A 13,614-nucleotide genomic window follows, 5' to 3' on the forward strand; every position below is an offset into this window, starting at 1 on the left:
GTCCATCAATTACACAAGGGCCGCGTCAGGTCACTTGGCCATGACGGCCTTGAACAGGTCCGACGCCAGCCACCCCTCCAGCCAGCTCCGCACCCGCGGATAAGCCGCCTCGGCGAACCGCTGCGGTTCGACCCCGGCAAACTGGCGCATCAGGGGCAGCAACGCGGCATCGGCCAGGCTCGGATGATCGGCCAGCAGGTAAGTCCGGCCTTCAAGCAGTACTTCAAGCGCTGCCAGCCAGGTTTCGGCCTGCTGGCGGTAGTGCTCGCGGGAATGCTCAGGGTATCGCTCGGCGTACTTGTACAGGTTCACCTGCGCCTTGAACGTGGAGTCGTTACGGGCGATCAGCGCCTCGGCCTGTTGCGCCGCCGCCGGGTCCGCCCGTAGCCGCCAGTCCTGCGGGTCGTTGCGTTCCAGCGCCCAGCGCATGATGTCCAGGCTTTCCTCCAGCACGCCGGTACCGGTGTCCAGCACCGGCACCGTACCCTTGGGCGACAACGCCAGCAGCGCGGCCGGTTTGTTCTTCATCGCCACTTCCTGGACCCGTACTTCGCACCCGGCATAGCGCAGGGCCAGGCGCGCGCGCATGGCCCAGGGGCAGCGGCGGAACGAGTAGAGGATCACCCGCACACCTCGACGTCACTCAGGCCGTTGCCCTGGCGGCGCACCTGGATCTGCACCGGGATGCGTTCATGCATCTCCTGCACGTGGGAGATCACCGCGACCTTGCGGCCCTGAGCCTGCAAGCCGTCGAGGGCATCCATGGCCAGTTGCAGTGATTCTGGGTCGAGGCTGCCGAAGCCTTCGTCGATGAACAACGATTCGATGCGCAGGGTGCTCGAGGCCATCGACGCCAGGCCCAGTGCCAGGGCCAGCGATACCAGGAAGGTTTCACCGCCCGACAGCGAATGCACCGAGCGCAGCTCGTCGCCCATCTCGGTGTCCAGCACCAGCAGGCCCAGGGCACTGCCGCCGCGCTTGAGGCGGTAGCGACGCGCCAGCTGGCGCAACTGGCTGTTGGCATGGTGCAGCAGCAGGTCGAGGTTGTAACCCTGGGCGATCTTGCGGAACACATCGCCAGAGGCCGAACCGATCAACGCATTCAGGCGCGCCCAGCGCTGCCATTGCTGATGGGCCTGTTCGATGTCCTCGGCCAGCGCCTGATACGCCAGTTGGCGACGCTGGTCTTCGGCCTGGGCGGCGCGCAGCTCGGCGCACTGCTGTTCATGGTTGGCCAGCAACGCGCGCAGTGCTGCGAGGGACTGCTCAAGGTCTTCGGCCGTGGCCTCGACGCTGGCTTGCGCGGTATGTTGCTGCAGGCGCTGTTCACGCTCCTGCAACAGCACGCGGCCTTGTTCGATGGCCTTTTGTGCAACTTGCAGGCGCTGGCGCAGTTCGCCCACTTGTGCGTCGTCCATGGCCAGCAGGCGGTCGAGGCCGCTATCGTCGAGCTCGGGGTGTGCGGCGCGCCACTGAGCGATTTCACCCTGCAACTGCTGGTGTTCGTGGTCCAAAGCCTGCTGGCGGGCGCTATTGGCCTTGAGTTCGCCGGCCAGCTGCAGGGCATGGGTGCGGGCCTGTTGCAACTGCTCGGCAGTCTCGGCTTCGCCTGTGCGGGCGTGCTCTACCTGTTGCTCCAGATGGCGTTGCCAGTCCTCGGCACGCGGGTGTTCACCCAGCAGCTCGGCCAGGGCGGCGCGGGCCTTGTCCATCTGTTCGGCCAGCCCGCTGACCTGCAGTTGCAGTTCTTGCTGGCGCTGCACGCGGGTTTGCTGCTGGTCGTGCAGGCGCTCCAGCTGTTGCAGGCGCTGCTGATGTTCTTGCAGTTCGTCCTTTTGCTGGTCCAGCTGTTGCTGGCGCTGGGCGATCTGCTGGTCGAGGCTGAGGAAGGCCTGCGCCGGCTCATCGCGCAGGGCCTGCAGCACAGGGGGCGGCAGCAGGTTGGCGAAATCGGCCAAGGCCTGCTCAAGGCGTTCCTGGTCGGCGGCCAGAGCTTGGTGCTGCTGGTCCAGGCGGCGTTGTGCCTGCTGTTGGGCTTCGCTCGCGGCTTGCAACTGCTGATTGAGGCGGGTGGCATCCCTTTGCAGGGTCAGCAGCGTGGCTTGGCGCTGTTCGTCACGGCCGATTTCCTGGTCGAGGCGGCGCAGTTGGCTGTCCAGCCAGGCACTGCGGGCCTTGTCTTCATGGGCACTGAGTGCGGGCCACAGGGCATGGGCCGCCAGTTGCTCGGCCAGCGGCTGCAACTGCTCACTCAGTTGCGCCTGTTGATGCTGATACTCCTTGATCTGGCCATTGACCACACCCACCTGGGTGCGCAACTCGATCAGGCGGGAATTGAAGTGCTCGACCTGTGCCAGGGCCGTCGCTTCTTCGGCCTGGTCATGCCGGCCCAGGCTTTGCAGCAGCGCTTCGGGCTGATGGAAGGGATGCTCGGCGCTGCCACAGACCGGGCAGGGTTCGCCCTCGTGCAATTGCGCACGCAGTTCTTCGACGCTGGTGCTGCGCGCCAGGCGCTGACGTTCCAGCAGTTGCCGGGTGAGCGCCAGCGCCTGCTCGGCAGCTTCAAGCTCGGCCTTGGCGGCGGTGCCTTCGCCAATCAGTTGCTGGCGTTGCTGCAGGGCCAGTTGCTGGCGTTCGCGCAACGACTGGATACCCTGTTGCAGCTCCTGCTCGCGGGCATGCAGGCGCGACAGTTGTTCCACGGCACGTTGCTGTTTGCGGTTTTCCTGCAGCATGCCGCCCAACAGGTCGAGCTGTTCGGCCAAGGCCTGGGGCTCTGCTGCGGCTTCGCGGAACAGCACTTCGAGGGCGTCGCGCTGGGTTTGCAACTGCGCATTGGCCTGGCTGGCCTGGGCCTGCAGGCCCGGCAGCTCTTCGCCGCCCTGGTTCAGGCGGTTGCCGATCTGCAACAACTGTTGCAGCTGTGGGCGATAAGCCTGCCAGGCGCTGGTGAGGGCAGCCAGGGGGGCACTCTCGGCCAGAGCAGTGTCGATCTGCGCCAGTTGCTGCTGGCCGCGCTGCTGGTGCTCGGCCAACTGCTGCAGTTGTTGCTCGAGCTCGGCGGCGGCCAGGTCGGCCTGCTGGCCGGCCTCGCGGGCCTTGGCCAGTTCTTGCTCCAGGCGGGTGAGGGTGTCTTGCTCGGCGAAGGCCTGGCGCAGGCGCGGGGCGTTTTCGCCCTGGCTGGCCTGGGCCTGGCTCAGCGCCTGACGGGCTGATTCGAGGGCCCGTTCAAGTTCGCCGATGCGGCCTTGCAGGTCGCTCTGCTGGCGGTGTTGTTCGCTGAGCTCGCTGGCCAACGGCGCGAGCTGCGCCGCCAGGGCCTGCTGACGGTGGAACTGGTGGCGCTGGGGCGCCAGGCGCTCCAGGCGCTCCAGGTCCAGGCGCTGATCGGTGAGGTGCTGCCAAGCCTGCTCGGCGGCCTGCAATGCTGAGCTGGCTTCGCCCTGCTGTACCTGCAGCTGGCGCTGTTCATCGAGCCAGGTACGTTGCTGCTCGAGCTGGCGCTCTTGCGCCTGGTCGGCCTTGAACTGCTGCTGTGCCTGCTCCAGGCGCTGGTCGAGTTCGGCACGGGCATCGCTCGGCATGGGCAACAGGTGGCTGGCGCGGTCCTTCAGGGCACTGTGCGCCTCGCCGGCCTCGCGGGCCTTGCTGAAGGCACGCTGGCCAAGGCGGGTGTAAATCGCCGTGTTGGTGAGCTTTTCCAGCAGTTCGCTGCGTTCCTTGTCGTCGGCCTTGAGGAAGGCGCCGAACTCGCTCTGGGCCAGCATCACCGCGCGGGTGAACTGCTCGAAGTTCAGGCCCAGGCGCGCTTCGACCAGTTGCTTGTATTCCTGCTTGCCACTGGCCAGTACCTGCTCGCTGTCCAGGTCATAAAAGCTCTGGCGGCTGTGTTGCAGCTTGCCGTTGGCCTTGTCGCGGGCGCGGTTGGCTTCCCAGCGGGCACGGTAGCGACGGCCGTCGATGCCGACGAAGTCGACTTCGGCGAAACCGCTGCCGGTGCCTCGGCGCACCAGGTTGCGTGGGTCAGAGGTCGGGATCTCGCCGTCGGCGTCCGGCACCTTGGCTTCGCGGCCAATGTCGTTGAGCCGGGGGACAGTGCCGAACAGGGCCAGGCACAGGGCATCGAGCAGCGTGCTCTTGCCGGCGCCGGTCGGGCCGGTGATGGCGAACAGGCCGGCGCTGGCCAGCGGCTCGGCGGTGAAATCGATGTCGATCGGGCCGGCCAGGGATGCCAGGTTCTTCAGGCGTATGGCGAGAATCTTCATGGCTGTTCCTCTTCCAGCTGTGCGTCCTGCAACAGCAGGGCGAAGTCGGCCAAGGCCTGTTCATCGGCGGGGTTGCCGTAGGCTTGCTCCCAGGCGCGGCTGAACAGGTCTTGCGGGGTCATCTGGGACAGTTCGACGAAGGCCAGGTCGTCGTCCTCGGCGCTGGCGCGCCCGGCATATTCGGCGCCAATGCGGATCAGCCGCACGGCTTTGCCTTGCAGGGCGCCTTCGATTTGCTGGCGCAGGTCGGGCTGCGGTTCGTCCAGCACGACGCGCACTTCGAGCCAGGGCTGGCGGTTAGGGTCTTCGAGCAGGTCGATCACCGGCAGTTCGGCGAGCTGTGCCAGCAGCTCGCCAAGCGGTGCCGGGCCGATGCGTTGCAGGGCCACGGCGCGAGGCACCGGGCGCGCTTCGACGCTGACCAGCTCGGCACCGTCCAGCTCTACCTCCAGCACCTGGTGCGGGTAGTTGATCTCGGCGAACGACAGCGGGATCGGCGAGCCGCTGTAGCGAATGCGGTCTTCGCGGTTGACCTTCTGCGGCTTGTGCAGGTGGCCCAGGGCGACATAGCTGATGGCCTTGTCGAACAGCTTGGCCGGCAAGGCCTCGGCGTTGCCGATGATCAGGCTGCGCTCGGAGTCTTCCGACACGGCGCCGCCGGCCATGTGGGCATGGCTGATGGCGACCAGTGCCTGGTCCTTCTTGCGTTTTTGCAGGGCGGCGGCAATCAGTTGCTGGTGCACCTGGGTGATGCCTTGCAGGTAGTCGTCACCCAACTGCGGGCCGGTCACTTCCGCGGGGCGCAGGAAGGGCAGCGCCAGGCACCAGGCGCTGATTTTGCCGCGGGCGTTGGTCAGTGGGATCAGCAGGCGCTCGGCATCCAGCTGGCCTTCGTCGAGCCAGTGCACACGGCCCAGGGCGTGAGTACGCAGGCGGCGCATCAATGCTGCGGGCAGTTCGATGCGCGAGCCGGAGTCGTGGTTACCGGCGATCATCACGATGTCCAGCTTGGGCTGTTGCTCGTGGGCCTGGACGATGAAGTCGTAGAGGCGCTCCTGGGCTTTGACCGGTGGGTTGACCGTGTCGAAGATGTCGCCGGCGATCAGCAGCGCATCCGGCTGGCGCAGGTGCAGTTGGCTGAGCAGCCAGTGGAGGAAGCAAGCGTGTTCGAAATCGCGTTCCTGGCCGTGCAGGCTTTGGCCCAGGTGCCAGTCGGAGGTATGAAACAGACGCATGGATGACCTGTTGGTGTCGAGTCGAGCAAGCGGGGGGCTTGGCTTGGATGATGGGCGTTGCGCAGGGGGGTATGGTAACTCAATGGTGGGGGAGAGGGGCATGCCTGGGGGGATTGCATGTGGGGGAATGGATGTGGGCGTACAGGTGCATGTCATGAGTCTTTCAGCGCCTATCAGATCGAGCGCCGCCCGCGCGGCGCTTCGCGGGGCAAGCCGGATCGCCGCACCGCCGCTCCCACATCTGTTTCGGGCCAGTTATGCCTGATGCATTGGCGCGCGGCCCTTTGGTGCCCGCCACAATATCGCGTCGGACAAACAAGGCGGTCGCGCGCAAATGGCACAGGCCTCACTGGCCCGAAACAGATGTGGGAGCGGCGGTGCGGCGATCCGACTTGCCCCGCGAAGCGCCGCGCGGGCGGCGCTCGATCTCACAGGCGCTGAAAATGCCAAGCCCTGCACCCGCTGCACCCCACATGTCACTTCGGATACAACGGCGGCAACCCCCCCGTATCCCCGGAAGGCAGCAGCACCTGCTCGGCCGGCGGAATGGTACCGATCGCCCGCCACAAATCCTCACCCTGCCAATACTGCCCACTCTCGCTATACAACGCGCCGTTCAGCCCATCCAGCGCATCGGACAACGGCACGAAACGCGCCGCCATCTCCGCCAGCGTCTGCGGTTGCTGGCGTGCCCAGGCGTCGAGCGCCTGGCGCGTGGCCTGGGGGTCGTTGGCCTGGCAGGCGCGCTTGAGGTCGTCCAGCAGGGTGCGTGGGCTGGGGCCTTGTTGCGCGGCGCGCAGCACCGCCGGTTGCGAGCGCGCCCGCCACCACAGGGTGAAGCCAAGCAGCGTAGTCAGGGCCAACACCAGCGTGGCAAGCTGCCAAGGCCACAGCAAGCCGCTGCCAGAACGGCTGTCGCCGATCGGGGTGTCGGCACTCAGCGCCGGGTTGTCCTGCACGCTCAGGGTTCGCGCCGGCAGGCTGGTGTGCTCGAGGTGATCTTCACGGGTGTTCCACCACGACACTTCCAGCGCTGGCAGGGCCAGCTCGCCACTGTGGGTAGGCACCAGGGCCTCACGCTCCTCGCGGTTGGCGGTCATGCCGCGGTCGTTGATTTCGTTGCGTAGCAGCGGCTGGTCGGGGTAGCGGCGCAGGCCGGTGATCTCGGTGGCCGGCAGCGGCGGCAGCTGAGTGCTGGACAAGCCGTCAGCGCGCAGGGTGATGTTGCGGGTGAGGGAATCGCCAATTTGCGTCTGCTGGCTGCCTGGGTCGGGGTTCCAGTGCTCTTCAACGGTCAGGCTGCGCGCGGGCAGCCACGGCGCACCGGCCGGCCAGGCCGCCGGAATCGGGCGCACGGCGAGGCGCAGCGGCAGCGAGCTGACCTGCACCTGGCGGCCGGCACGCGGCGCGGCGGCGGGCGACTGTTCGTCGTCGACGCTGGCGGCGGCGGTGGCGGTAAAGGTCAGGGGGGGGATCTCCAGGCCGCCGCTCTGCTGCGGATAGACGGCATAGCGGGTTTCAATCACCCCGTGGCGCACGCCGTTGATTTCCTTTTCGTAAGTGCGCGACTCGCCCAGTGGCTCGACCTTGGCGTTGTCCAGCTGCAGCGGGCTGAGGCTGCTGTCGTCATACAGCGCCACCGAATGGTAGATGCGCAGGGTCAGCACCGCCTGGGCCTGGACATACACGTCGGTGCTGTCCAGGGTCGCTTCGATGAACACTTGGGAGGCGCTGTCCTGGCGGCTGGCATCGGCCTGCAGCACTTGCAGGTCGATGGCCTGGCTGCGTGACTGGCCCAGTTGCAGTTCCGGGATGCGCAGGCTGCCGCTGCGCCGTGGCAGCAGGGTGATGATCCAGCGGGTGCTGGCGCGGGTTTCGCCGTCGAGGGTGTGCAGGCTGTTCAGCTGGCGAGTGCCACGCACCTCGAAGTCGCCCTCCAGGGCACGCAGGTCGGGCTTGCCAAACTGGGTCACGTCCTGGCTTTCGAGGGTCAGTTCAAGGCTTTCGCCGGCGTCCAGGCGGGTACGGTCGACGCTGGCTTGCAGCATCGGTTCGGCCTGGGCCAGCAAGGCCCATAAGAAACCGAGGAGAAAGACGCCGAAGCGACTCATTGTGGGTTGTCCTGATGCAATTGCTGTTCATACCAGAATTTGCGCCGCAGCAGTTCCGCCGGGTTATCGGGGATCTCCCGCAGCCACTGTTCAAGGGCTTGACGCTGTTCGGCGTCGAGGCTGGTGGACACCGGGCGCTGGGGTGGCTGGATGATATCGTCGTCGGCGCCGCCCTGATTGCCCGGTGTGGCCTGGCTGTTGTTGCTGCCTTCGCCGGGTTGTTCGGCGTTGGCGTGTTCGTCACTGCCGGGCGTGCCCTGTGCCGGGTTGCTAGCCGAGCTGCTGTTGCCTTCGGTTTCGCTGCCGGGTGTGCCTTGGGCTTCGCTGCTGGCGGCTTGTTGTTCGGCCTTGGCCTCACGCTGTTGCAGCATTTGCTGGACCAGCGCCTGGTTGTCCAGTGCCGGTTGCAGGTCGGGTTGGCGCTCCAGGGCCTGGTCATAGGCGTCCAGCGCGGCTTCCAGCTCACCACTGCGGGCCAGGGCATTGCCTCGATTGTAGTGCGCTGCCGCCGTATTGCCTTCGGAGAAGGCCTGGGCGGCACCGGCGTAATCGCCGGCCTGATACAGCGCCATGCCGCGCCATTGCGCGTCCTGGAAATGGCGCGCGGCGCTGGCCGGGCGGTTCTGTTCGAGCAGGCGCTGGCCTTGCTGGTCGGGGCGCAGCCACAGGTCATTGAAGTCGAACGCCTGGCTGGGCTGCGGCAGCGCCAGCAATAGCGGCAGGCAGAACAGCCAGCCGCGACGGCCGGCGCAGGCCGCCAGCAGCAGCAGTGGAATCAGCAACCAGTAGCCCTGGTCTGCCCAGCTATCCAGTTGCAAGGTCTGGCCGTCGTTACGTAAGGCGCGCGGGTTGTCGAACAGGCCCAGGCCGCGCAGGTCGAGGTCGTCGACCCGGGCATTGCGGTAGCGCCCGCCGGTGCTGCTGACAAATGCCTTGAGGCTGGCGCTGTCCAGGCGTGGCAGCAGGATGCCGCCCTGGTCATCCTTGAGGAATTCGCCGTTGGCCTGCCGCACCGGGGCGCCGTCGCGGCTGCCGATGCCCAGCATCAGCAGGCTTGGGCCCTGGCGGCCGAGGGCCTGGACGATGCCTTGGCGTTCTGCTGCGCTGAGCGAGGAGCCAATCAACAGCAGGCGGCCTTGCCCCAGGCCGCTCTGGGCCAGCAAGGCCAGGCCTTTTTGCACCGCCAGGTCTGCGCGCTGGCCGGGTTTGGGCATGATCGACGGGTCGATCGCCTCCAGCAGGTTGCGGGTGGTGCCCAGGTCGTCGGACAGCGGCACCAGGGTGTGGGCGGACCCTGCGTAGACGATCAGTGCGGTCTGGCTATCGTGGCGGTGTTCGAGCAGGTCGAGGACCTTGCGCCGGGCCTGCTCCAGGCGGTTGGTTGGGCTGTCCTCGGCGAGCATCTGTGGGGTCAGTTCAAGCAGGATCACCAGCGGGTCGGCCGGGCGTTGGCGGTTTTCTTCCACGCGTTGCCAGCTCGGCCCGAGCAGCGCCATGACCACCAGTGCCCAGGCCAGGCCCAGCACGACCCAGGGCAGTTTGCTGGTGCTGCCGCTGCCGCCCCCAAGCAGCACGGCATGGAAGGCCGGCGGCAAGATCATCTGCCAGCGCCCGGCGCGTTTGCGCCGGTGCCAAAGCTTGAACAGCAGCCAGCCGAGCAGCGGCACGACCAGCAGCCAGAGGGGGCGCAACCATTGTGGCCAGAGCTCGATCATCGCCGCCTCCTCAGCCGCAGGCGTTTGAGGCGCTGGCGCCATTCCGGATGCGGCTGCAGAAAGCGCGGTTTGCGCAGCAGGCGCTGCAGACGGTTGTCGGGCCATTGCACGGCCACTACCAGCAGCACGCTGAGCAACAGCGCCAGGGCTAGTGGCCAGGCATACAGGGCCTTGGCGGTGCGCGCCTGGGTCGGCTGCTGGGCCACCGGCTCCAACTGGTCGAGGGCGTCGCCGATGGCGTCCAGTTCGGCGCCGTCGTGGGCGCGGAAGTAGGCGCCGTGGGTCATGTCGGCGATTTCCTTGAGCGAGGCTTCGTCCAGGTCAAGGCTTGGGTTGAGGCCCAGCAGGCCTGGGGTGCCGCTGGCCTCTGGGTTGGCACCGATGCCGATGGTATAGATGCGCACGCCTTCCTGGGCGGCCAGGCGGGCGGCGGTCAGCGGGTGGATCTGCCCGCCGTTGTTGGCGCCGTCGGTGATCAGCACCAGCACCCGGCTCTGTGCCGGGCGCTGGCGCAGGCGCTTGACCGCCAGGCCGATGGCGTCACCGATGGCGGTGTTCTTGCCGGCGATGCCGATCTGCGCTTCGTCGAGGAAGGTACGCACGGTACGCCGGTCGAAGGTCAGCGGGGCCTGCAGGTAGGCCTGGCTGCCAAACAGGATCAGGCCGACCCGGTCGCCTTCGCGGTCCTGAAGAAAGTCGCCCAGCAGCGCCTTGATCAGGTCGAGGCGGCTGATCTCGTCGTCCTTCCACTGCATGTCGGGGAAGTCCATCGAGCCCGACACATCCACCGCCACCAGCAGGTCGCGACCGCTGGCCGCCACCGGTACTGGGTCGCCGAGCCATTGCGGGCGGGCTGCGGCCAACAGCAGCAACAGCCAGATGATGACGAAGGGCGCCTGTTGGCGCCAGGTCGGCAGGTTGAGCCGCGCCCGGCGCCCGGCAAGGCCTTCCAGCTCGTTCAGGAAGCCCACCTTGAGCACCGGCTCGCCACTGTCGGCGGCGGGCAGCATCATGCGTGCCAGCCACGGCAGCGGCAGCAGGGCGAACATCCACGGCCAGGCCAGTTCAAACATGCTTGCGGATCCAGGTTTCGACAGCCTGGCTGAGGCCGACGATGGCTTTGTCGTCGAGTTTGCACTCAGGCTTGTAGGCGCCTTCGACCAGCACCATCCAGCGGGTCAGGCCGGCGGCCGGGCAGCGGTTGTCGAGAAATGCCAGCCACTGGCGACCGTTGAGCGTGTGGCTGTTGGCACCGGGGTAGTGGCTGCGGCACAGGCGCTTGAGCAAGCCGTTGATCTGCTGCAGCCAGGCGCCGGCCGGGGCTCCGTCATAGGGGCGCGGCAGGCGAGCAAGTTCGGCCAGGGCGGCCACGCGCACTGGGTCGAGCGGTTGCTCGGCACGCACGATGCGGCGTTTGCCGGGGCGCCAACGGCGCATACGCCACAGGCCCCAGGCAAGCAGCGGCAGCAAGGCCAGCAACACCCACCAACCCGGTGCCGGTGGCCACAGGCCGATTGCCTCTGGGGTGATCAGCGGGTGCAACTGGTCCAGCGGGTTCATTTGCTGCTCCCCGCGCGCTGGGCGTTAAGGTACTCGCGCAACTGCTCGATCATCTCGCTTTGGGTGCTCAGCGGCATCAGCACCACGCGCAGCTTCTGTGCCATCAGTTCCCAGCGCTCGATACGCGACTCGGCTTGCTGGCGGTAAGCCTGGCGCAGGCTGGCGTCCAGGGTGTCGAGCTCCAGTTGCGCGCTGCGCTGGGCGAAGCGCAACAGGCCGGCAGCGGGCAAGGCGTGGTCGAGCGGGTCGGAGACGGGCAGCAGCAACAGGTCGCAGTGGCGTGAGAGCATGGCCAGGTGTTGCTCGACCTGGTCGGTCAGCGCGCGTTCGTCGCAGATGATGATCGCCAGGCTGCCAGGGCGCAGCACTTCGCGCGCCCGGCGCAAGGCCAGGCCAAGGCTGTCGGCCTGGGGCGTGGCTTCGGTGTGCAGCGACTGGTTGACCTTGGCCAGGCGGTTGAGCAACTGCAGCAGGCTCTGCTTGCTGCGCCGCGGCTTGATTTCGTGGTGTTCGTTGTCGCCGAACACCAGTCCGCCAATGCGGTCGTTGTGCCCCAGCGCTGCCCAGCCGAACAGTGCTGCGGCCTGGGCTGCCAGTACCGACTTGAACATCAGCCCCGAGCCGAAGAACAGCCGCTGGCTCTGCTCGACCAGAATGAAGATCGGCCGCTCGCGCTCTTCATGGAACAGCTTTGTGTGTGGCTCCTGCGTGCGCGCGGTGACGCGCCAGTCGATGTTGCGCACATCGTCGCCGGCCTGGTAGACGCGCACCTGGTCGAAGTCCACGCCGCGTCCGCGCAGCTTGGAGTGGTGCAGGCCCACCAGCGGGCTGCGCTGGCCGGGCCGGGAAAACAGCTGGATTTCGCGCACGCGGTGGCGCATGTCGATCAGCTCGGCAAGGCCGATACGGATGCCGGGCTCGGCCAGCTGCGCGGTGGGCATGGGCTCAGGCAACGGCGACGACGTCGAGGATACGCTGGACCACCCGGTCCTGGTCGATCCCCGCAGCCTCGGCCTCGAACGACAGGATGATGCGGTGGCGCAGCACGTCGAACAGCACCGCCTGGATATCCTCGGGGCTGACGAAGTCGCGCCCGGCCAGCCAGGCATGGGCACGTGAGCAGCGGTCCAGCGAAATCGAGCCGCGGGGGCTGGCGCCGTAGGCGATCCAGTCGGCCAGTTCGGTATCGAACTTGGCCGGGGTACGTGTGGCCATCACCAGTTGCACCAGGTATTCCTCGACGGCGTCGGCCATGTACAGGCCGAGGATTTCCTTGCGCGCGGCGAAGATCGCCTGCTGGCTGACCCGGCGCTCGGGCTTGGTCTCGCCGCCCAGTGCTTCGCCGCGGGCCTGCAGCAGGATGCGCCGCTCCACCGCAGCGTCCGGGAAGCCGATTTTCACGTGCATCAGGAAGCGGTCGAGCTGAGCCTCGGGCAGCGGGTAGGTGCCCTCTTGCTCGATGGGGTTCTGGGTGGCCATGACCAGAAACAGCGGTGACAGGTCGTAGGTACTGCGGCCCACGCTGACCTGGCGCTCGGCCATGGCTTCGAGCAGCGCCGACTGGACCTTGGCCGGGGCGCGGTTGATTTCGTCGGCCAGCACCAGGTTGTGGAAGATCGGCCCCTGCTGGAACACGAAACTGCCGGTTTCCGGGCGGTAGATTTCGGTGCCGGTAATGTCGGCAGGGAGCAGGTCGGGGGTGAACTGGATGCGGTGGAACTGCGCTTCGATACCCTCGGCGAGCTCCTTGATGGCCTTGGTCTTGGCCAGGCCCGGGGCGCCCTCGACCAGCATGTGGCCGTCGGCCAGGAGCACGATCAGCAGCCGCTCGACCAGCTTCTCCTGGCCTAGGATCTGGGAGGAAAGAAAGGTGCGCAGCGCGATCAGCGCTTCACGGTGTTCCATCGGCGACGGTTCCTGGTATTGGGCCGCAGGCGCGCTGGGGGCAGCTGCCTCGGCAAGGGGTGATACTTTAATCTATCCGGGGGGGTGGCGACTAATGGCGGCTGGCAAATTTATCCAGGCCGTTGCCTGCGGCATCATCGAAAAGTCCCGTGCAAGGCTCGGAGTCGGCTGATGGTTTGCCGCTGCGTCCTGACGCCTGCCGGTGCTCTTTGGGCAAGCAGGATGCTCGATGATGGAAGCCAACAGCAGTCGCAGCGGGTGCCGGTGGCGACATGTGCCGAGCAGACCCGTGTCTACTCTGCCGTCAGTGCCTTGCTGGCATCGACGTTCGGCGAGCTGGGTGAACCTCGGCCGCAGGTGCTGACCTGTGAACAACCTATTGCCGGCGACATGCCGACCGAGGCGCAGAAACAGGTGTTTGCGGTGGTGTATCGCGAGCGAGAGGTGGCGGGGCATTTGTCGCGGGTCTACCTGAGCATCATGCGTGAGTTGGCGCTGCGCGCGGGCGTGCCGTTTGCCGAGTTGGGCAACGATGAGGCCTATGCGGTGCCGGATGAGTTGGGCGAAATCAGCCGCAAGCTGCATGATTTTGCCTTGGGGCGTAGTGACCACGCGCATTTGACCGAGCAGGAGCAACGGCTGTTGCGCGAGCGCTACATTCATACATCGGCGAACTGGAACCCGGTTAAAGGGCTGCGCAATAGCACGCTTGACTTGCTGTTCGTCAACCGGCCCGGTGAGGCGGGGCGGGTGGTGCATTCGGGTGGCAGTGTCCGTGGCTGAGGGTAGGAGCGGCCTTGCGTCGCGAAAGGGGTGCGAAGCA

The 13,614-nt window shown here is 66.9% G+C and carries 9 protein-coding genes and 1 pseudogene; 1 reads left to right on the plus strand and 9 read right to left on the minus strand.

All coding sequences use genetic code 11. The features are described 5' to 3' along the window. Window positions 1–30: 30 nt before the first annotated feature. From CKW22_RS19800 to CKW22_RS19840, 9 genes are all read right to left on the minus strand, one after another. Window positions 31–624, minus strand: coding sequence for a glutathione S-transferase (locus CKW22_RS19800; RefSeq protein ID WP_095064849.1), 594 nt, complete (start codon window positions 622–624; stop codon window positions 31–33). Further along, window positions 621–4,265 (minus strand): AAA family ATPase, encoded by a 3,645-nt coding sequence (locus tag CKW22_RS19805; RefSeq protein ID WP_095064851.1) that lies wholly within the window; start codon window positions 4,263–4,265, stop codon window positions 621–623. Before CKW22_RS19805 ends, CKW22_RS19800 begins: the two co-directional genes overlap by 4 nt. After that, window positions 4,262–5,500: an exonuclease SbcCD subunit D C-terminal domain-containing protein gene (locus tag CKW22_RS19810; RefSeq protein WP_095064853.1), complete on the minus strand. Its 1,239-nt coding sequence runs from the start codon at window positions 5,498–5,500 to the stop codon at window positions 4,262–4,264. The genes CKW22_RS19805 and CKW22_RS19810 overlap by 4 nt, the downstream gene beginning before the upstream one ends. A 476-nt stretch (window positions 5,501–5,976) precedes the next feature. Further along, on the minus strand, window positions 5,977–7,611 hold the full coding sequence (locus tag CKW22_RS19815; protein WP_095064855.1) for a BatD family protein: 1,635 nt from the start codon (window positions 7,609–7,611) through the stop codon (window positions 5,977–5,979). Further along, complete coding sequence (locus tag CKW22_RS19820) at window positions 7,608–9,326, minus strand: tetratricopeptide repeat protein (RefSeq protein ID WP_095064857.1); 1,719 nt, start codon at window positions 9,324–9,326, stop codon at window positions 7,608–7,610. The genes CKW22_RS19815 and CKW22_RS19820 overlap by 4 nt, the downstream gene beginning before the upstream one ends. Beyond that, window positions 9,323–10,399: a VWA domain-containing protein gene (locus CKW22_RS19825; protein ID WP_095064859.1), complete on the minus strand. Its 1,077-nt coding sequence runs from the start codon at window positions 10,397–10,399 to the stop codon at window positions 9,323–9,325. Before CKW22_RS19825 ends, CKW22_RS19820 begins: the two co-directional genes overlap by 4 nt. After that, window positions 10,392–10,886, minus strand: coding sequence for a DUF4381 domain-containing protein (locus CKW22_RS19830; RefSeq protein WP_033700502.1), 495 nt, complete (start codon window positions 10,884–10,886; stop codon window positions 10,392–10,394). Before CKW22_RS19830 ends, CKW22_RS19825 begins: the two co-directional genes overlap by 8 nt. Then, window positions 10,883–11,827: a DUF58 domain-containing protein gene (locus CKW22_RS19835; RefSeq protein ID WP_033700501.1), complete on the minus strand. Its 945-nt coding sequence runs from the start codon at window positions 11,825–11,827 to the stop codon at window positions 10,883–10,885. The genes CKW22_RS19830 and CKW22_RS19835 overlap by 4 nt, the downstream gene beginning before the upstream one ends. Window positions 11,828–11,831: 4 nt before the next feature. Then, entirely contained in the window at window positions 11,832–12,791 is a 960-nt protein-coding gene (locus tag CKW22_RS19840; RefSeq protein ID WP_033700499.1) for a MoxR family ATPase, read from the minus strand. Between the two features lie 246 nt (window positions 12,792–13,037). Here CKW22_RS19840 and CKW22_RS19845 point away from each other — a divergent pair. Continuing rightward, window positions 13,038–13,574: pseudogene (locus CKW22_RS19845) on the plus strand (DUF2235 domain-containing protein); the annotation flags it as partial. Between the last annotated feature and the right edge of the window lie 40 nt (window positions 13,575–13,614).

The organism is Pseudomonas sp. Irchel s3f19, assembly GCF_900187555.1.
GTDB lineage: Bacteria > Pseudomonadota > Gammaproteobacteria > Pseudomonadales > Pseudomonadaceae > Aquipseudomonas > Aquipseudomonas capeferrum.

Bases quoted from the DNA above. Each gene is read 5' to 3' on its own strand.
- CKW22_RS19840 (WP_033700499.1), bottom strand. From the start codon at position 12,791: ATGGAACACCGTGAAGCGCTGATCGCGCTGCGCACCTTTCTTTCCTCC.
- CKW22_RS19805 (WP_095064851.1), bottom strand. From the start codon at position 4,265: ATGAAGATTCTCGCCATACGCCTGAAGAACCTGGCATCCCTGGCCGGC.
- CKW22_RS19820 (WP_095064857.1), bottom strand. From the start codon at position 9,326: ATGATCGAGCTCTGGCCACAATGGTTGCGCCCCCTCTGGCTGCTGGTC.
- CKW22_RS19815 (WP_095064855.1), bottom strand. From the start codon at position 7,611: ATGAGTCGCTTCGGCGTCTTTCTCCTCGGTTTCTTATGGGCCTTGCTG.
- CKW22_RS19835 (WP_033700501.1), bottom strand. From the start codon at position 11,827: ATGCCCACCGCGCAGCTGGCCGAGCCCGGCATCCGTATCGGCCTTGCC.
- CKW22_RS19825 (WP_095064859.1), bottom strand. From the start codon at position 10,399: ATGTTTGAACTGGCCTGGCCGTGGATGTTCGCCCTGCTGCCGCTGCCG.
- CKW22_RS19830 (WP_033700502.1), bottom strand. From the start codon at position 10,886: ATGAACCCGCTGGACCAGTTGCACCCGCTGATCACCCCAGAGGCAATC.
- CKW22_RS19810 (WP_095064853.1), bottom strand. From the start codon at position 5,500: ATGCGTCTGTTTCATACCTCCGACTGGCACCTGGGCCAAAGCCTGCAC.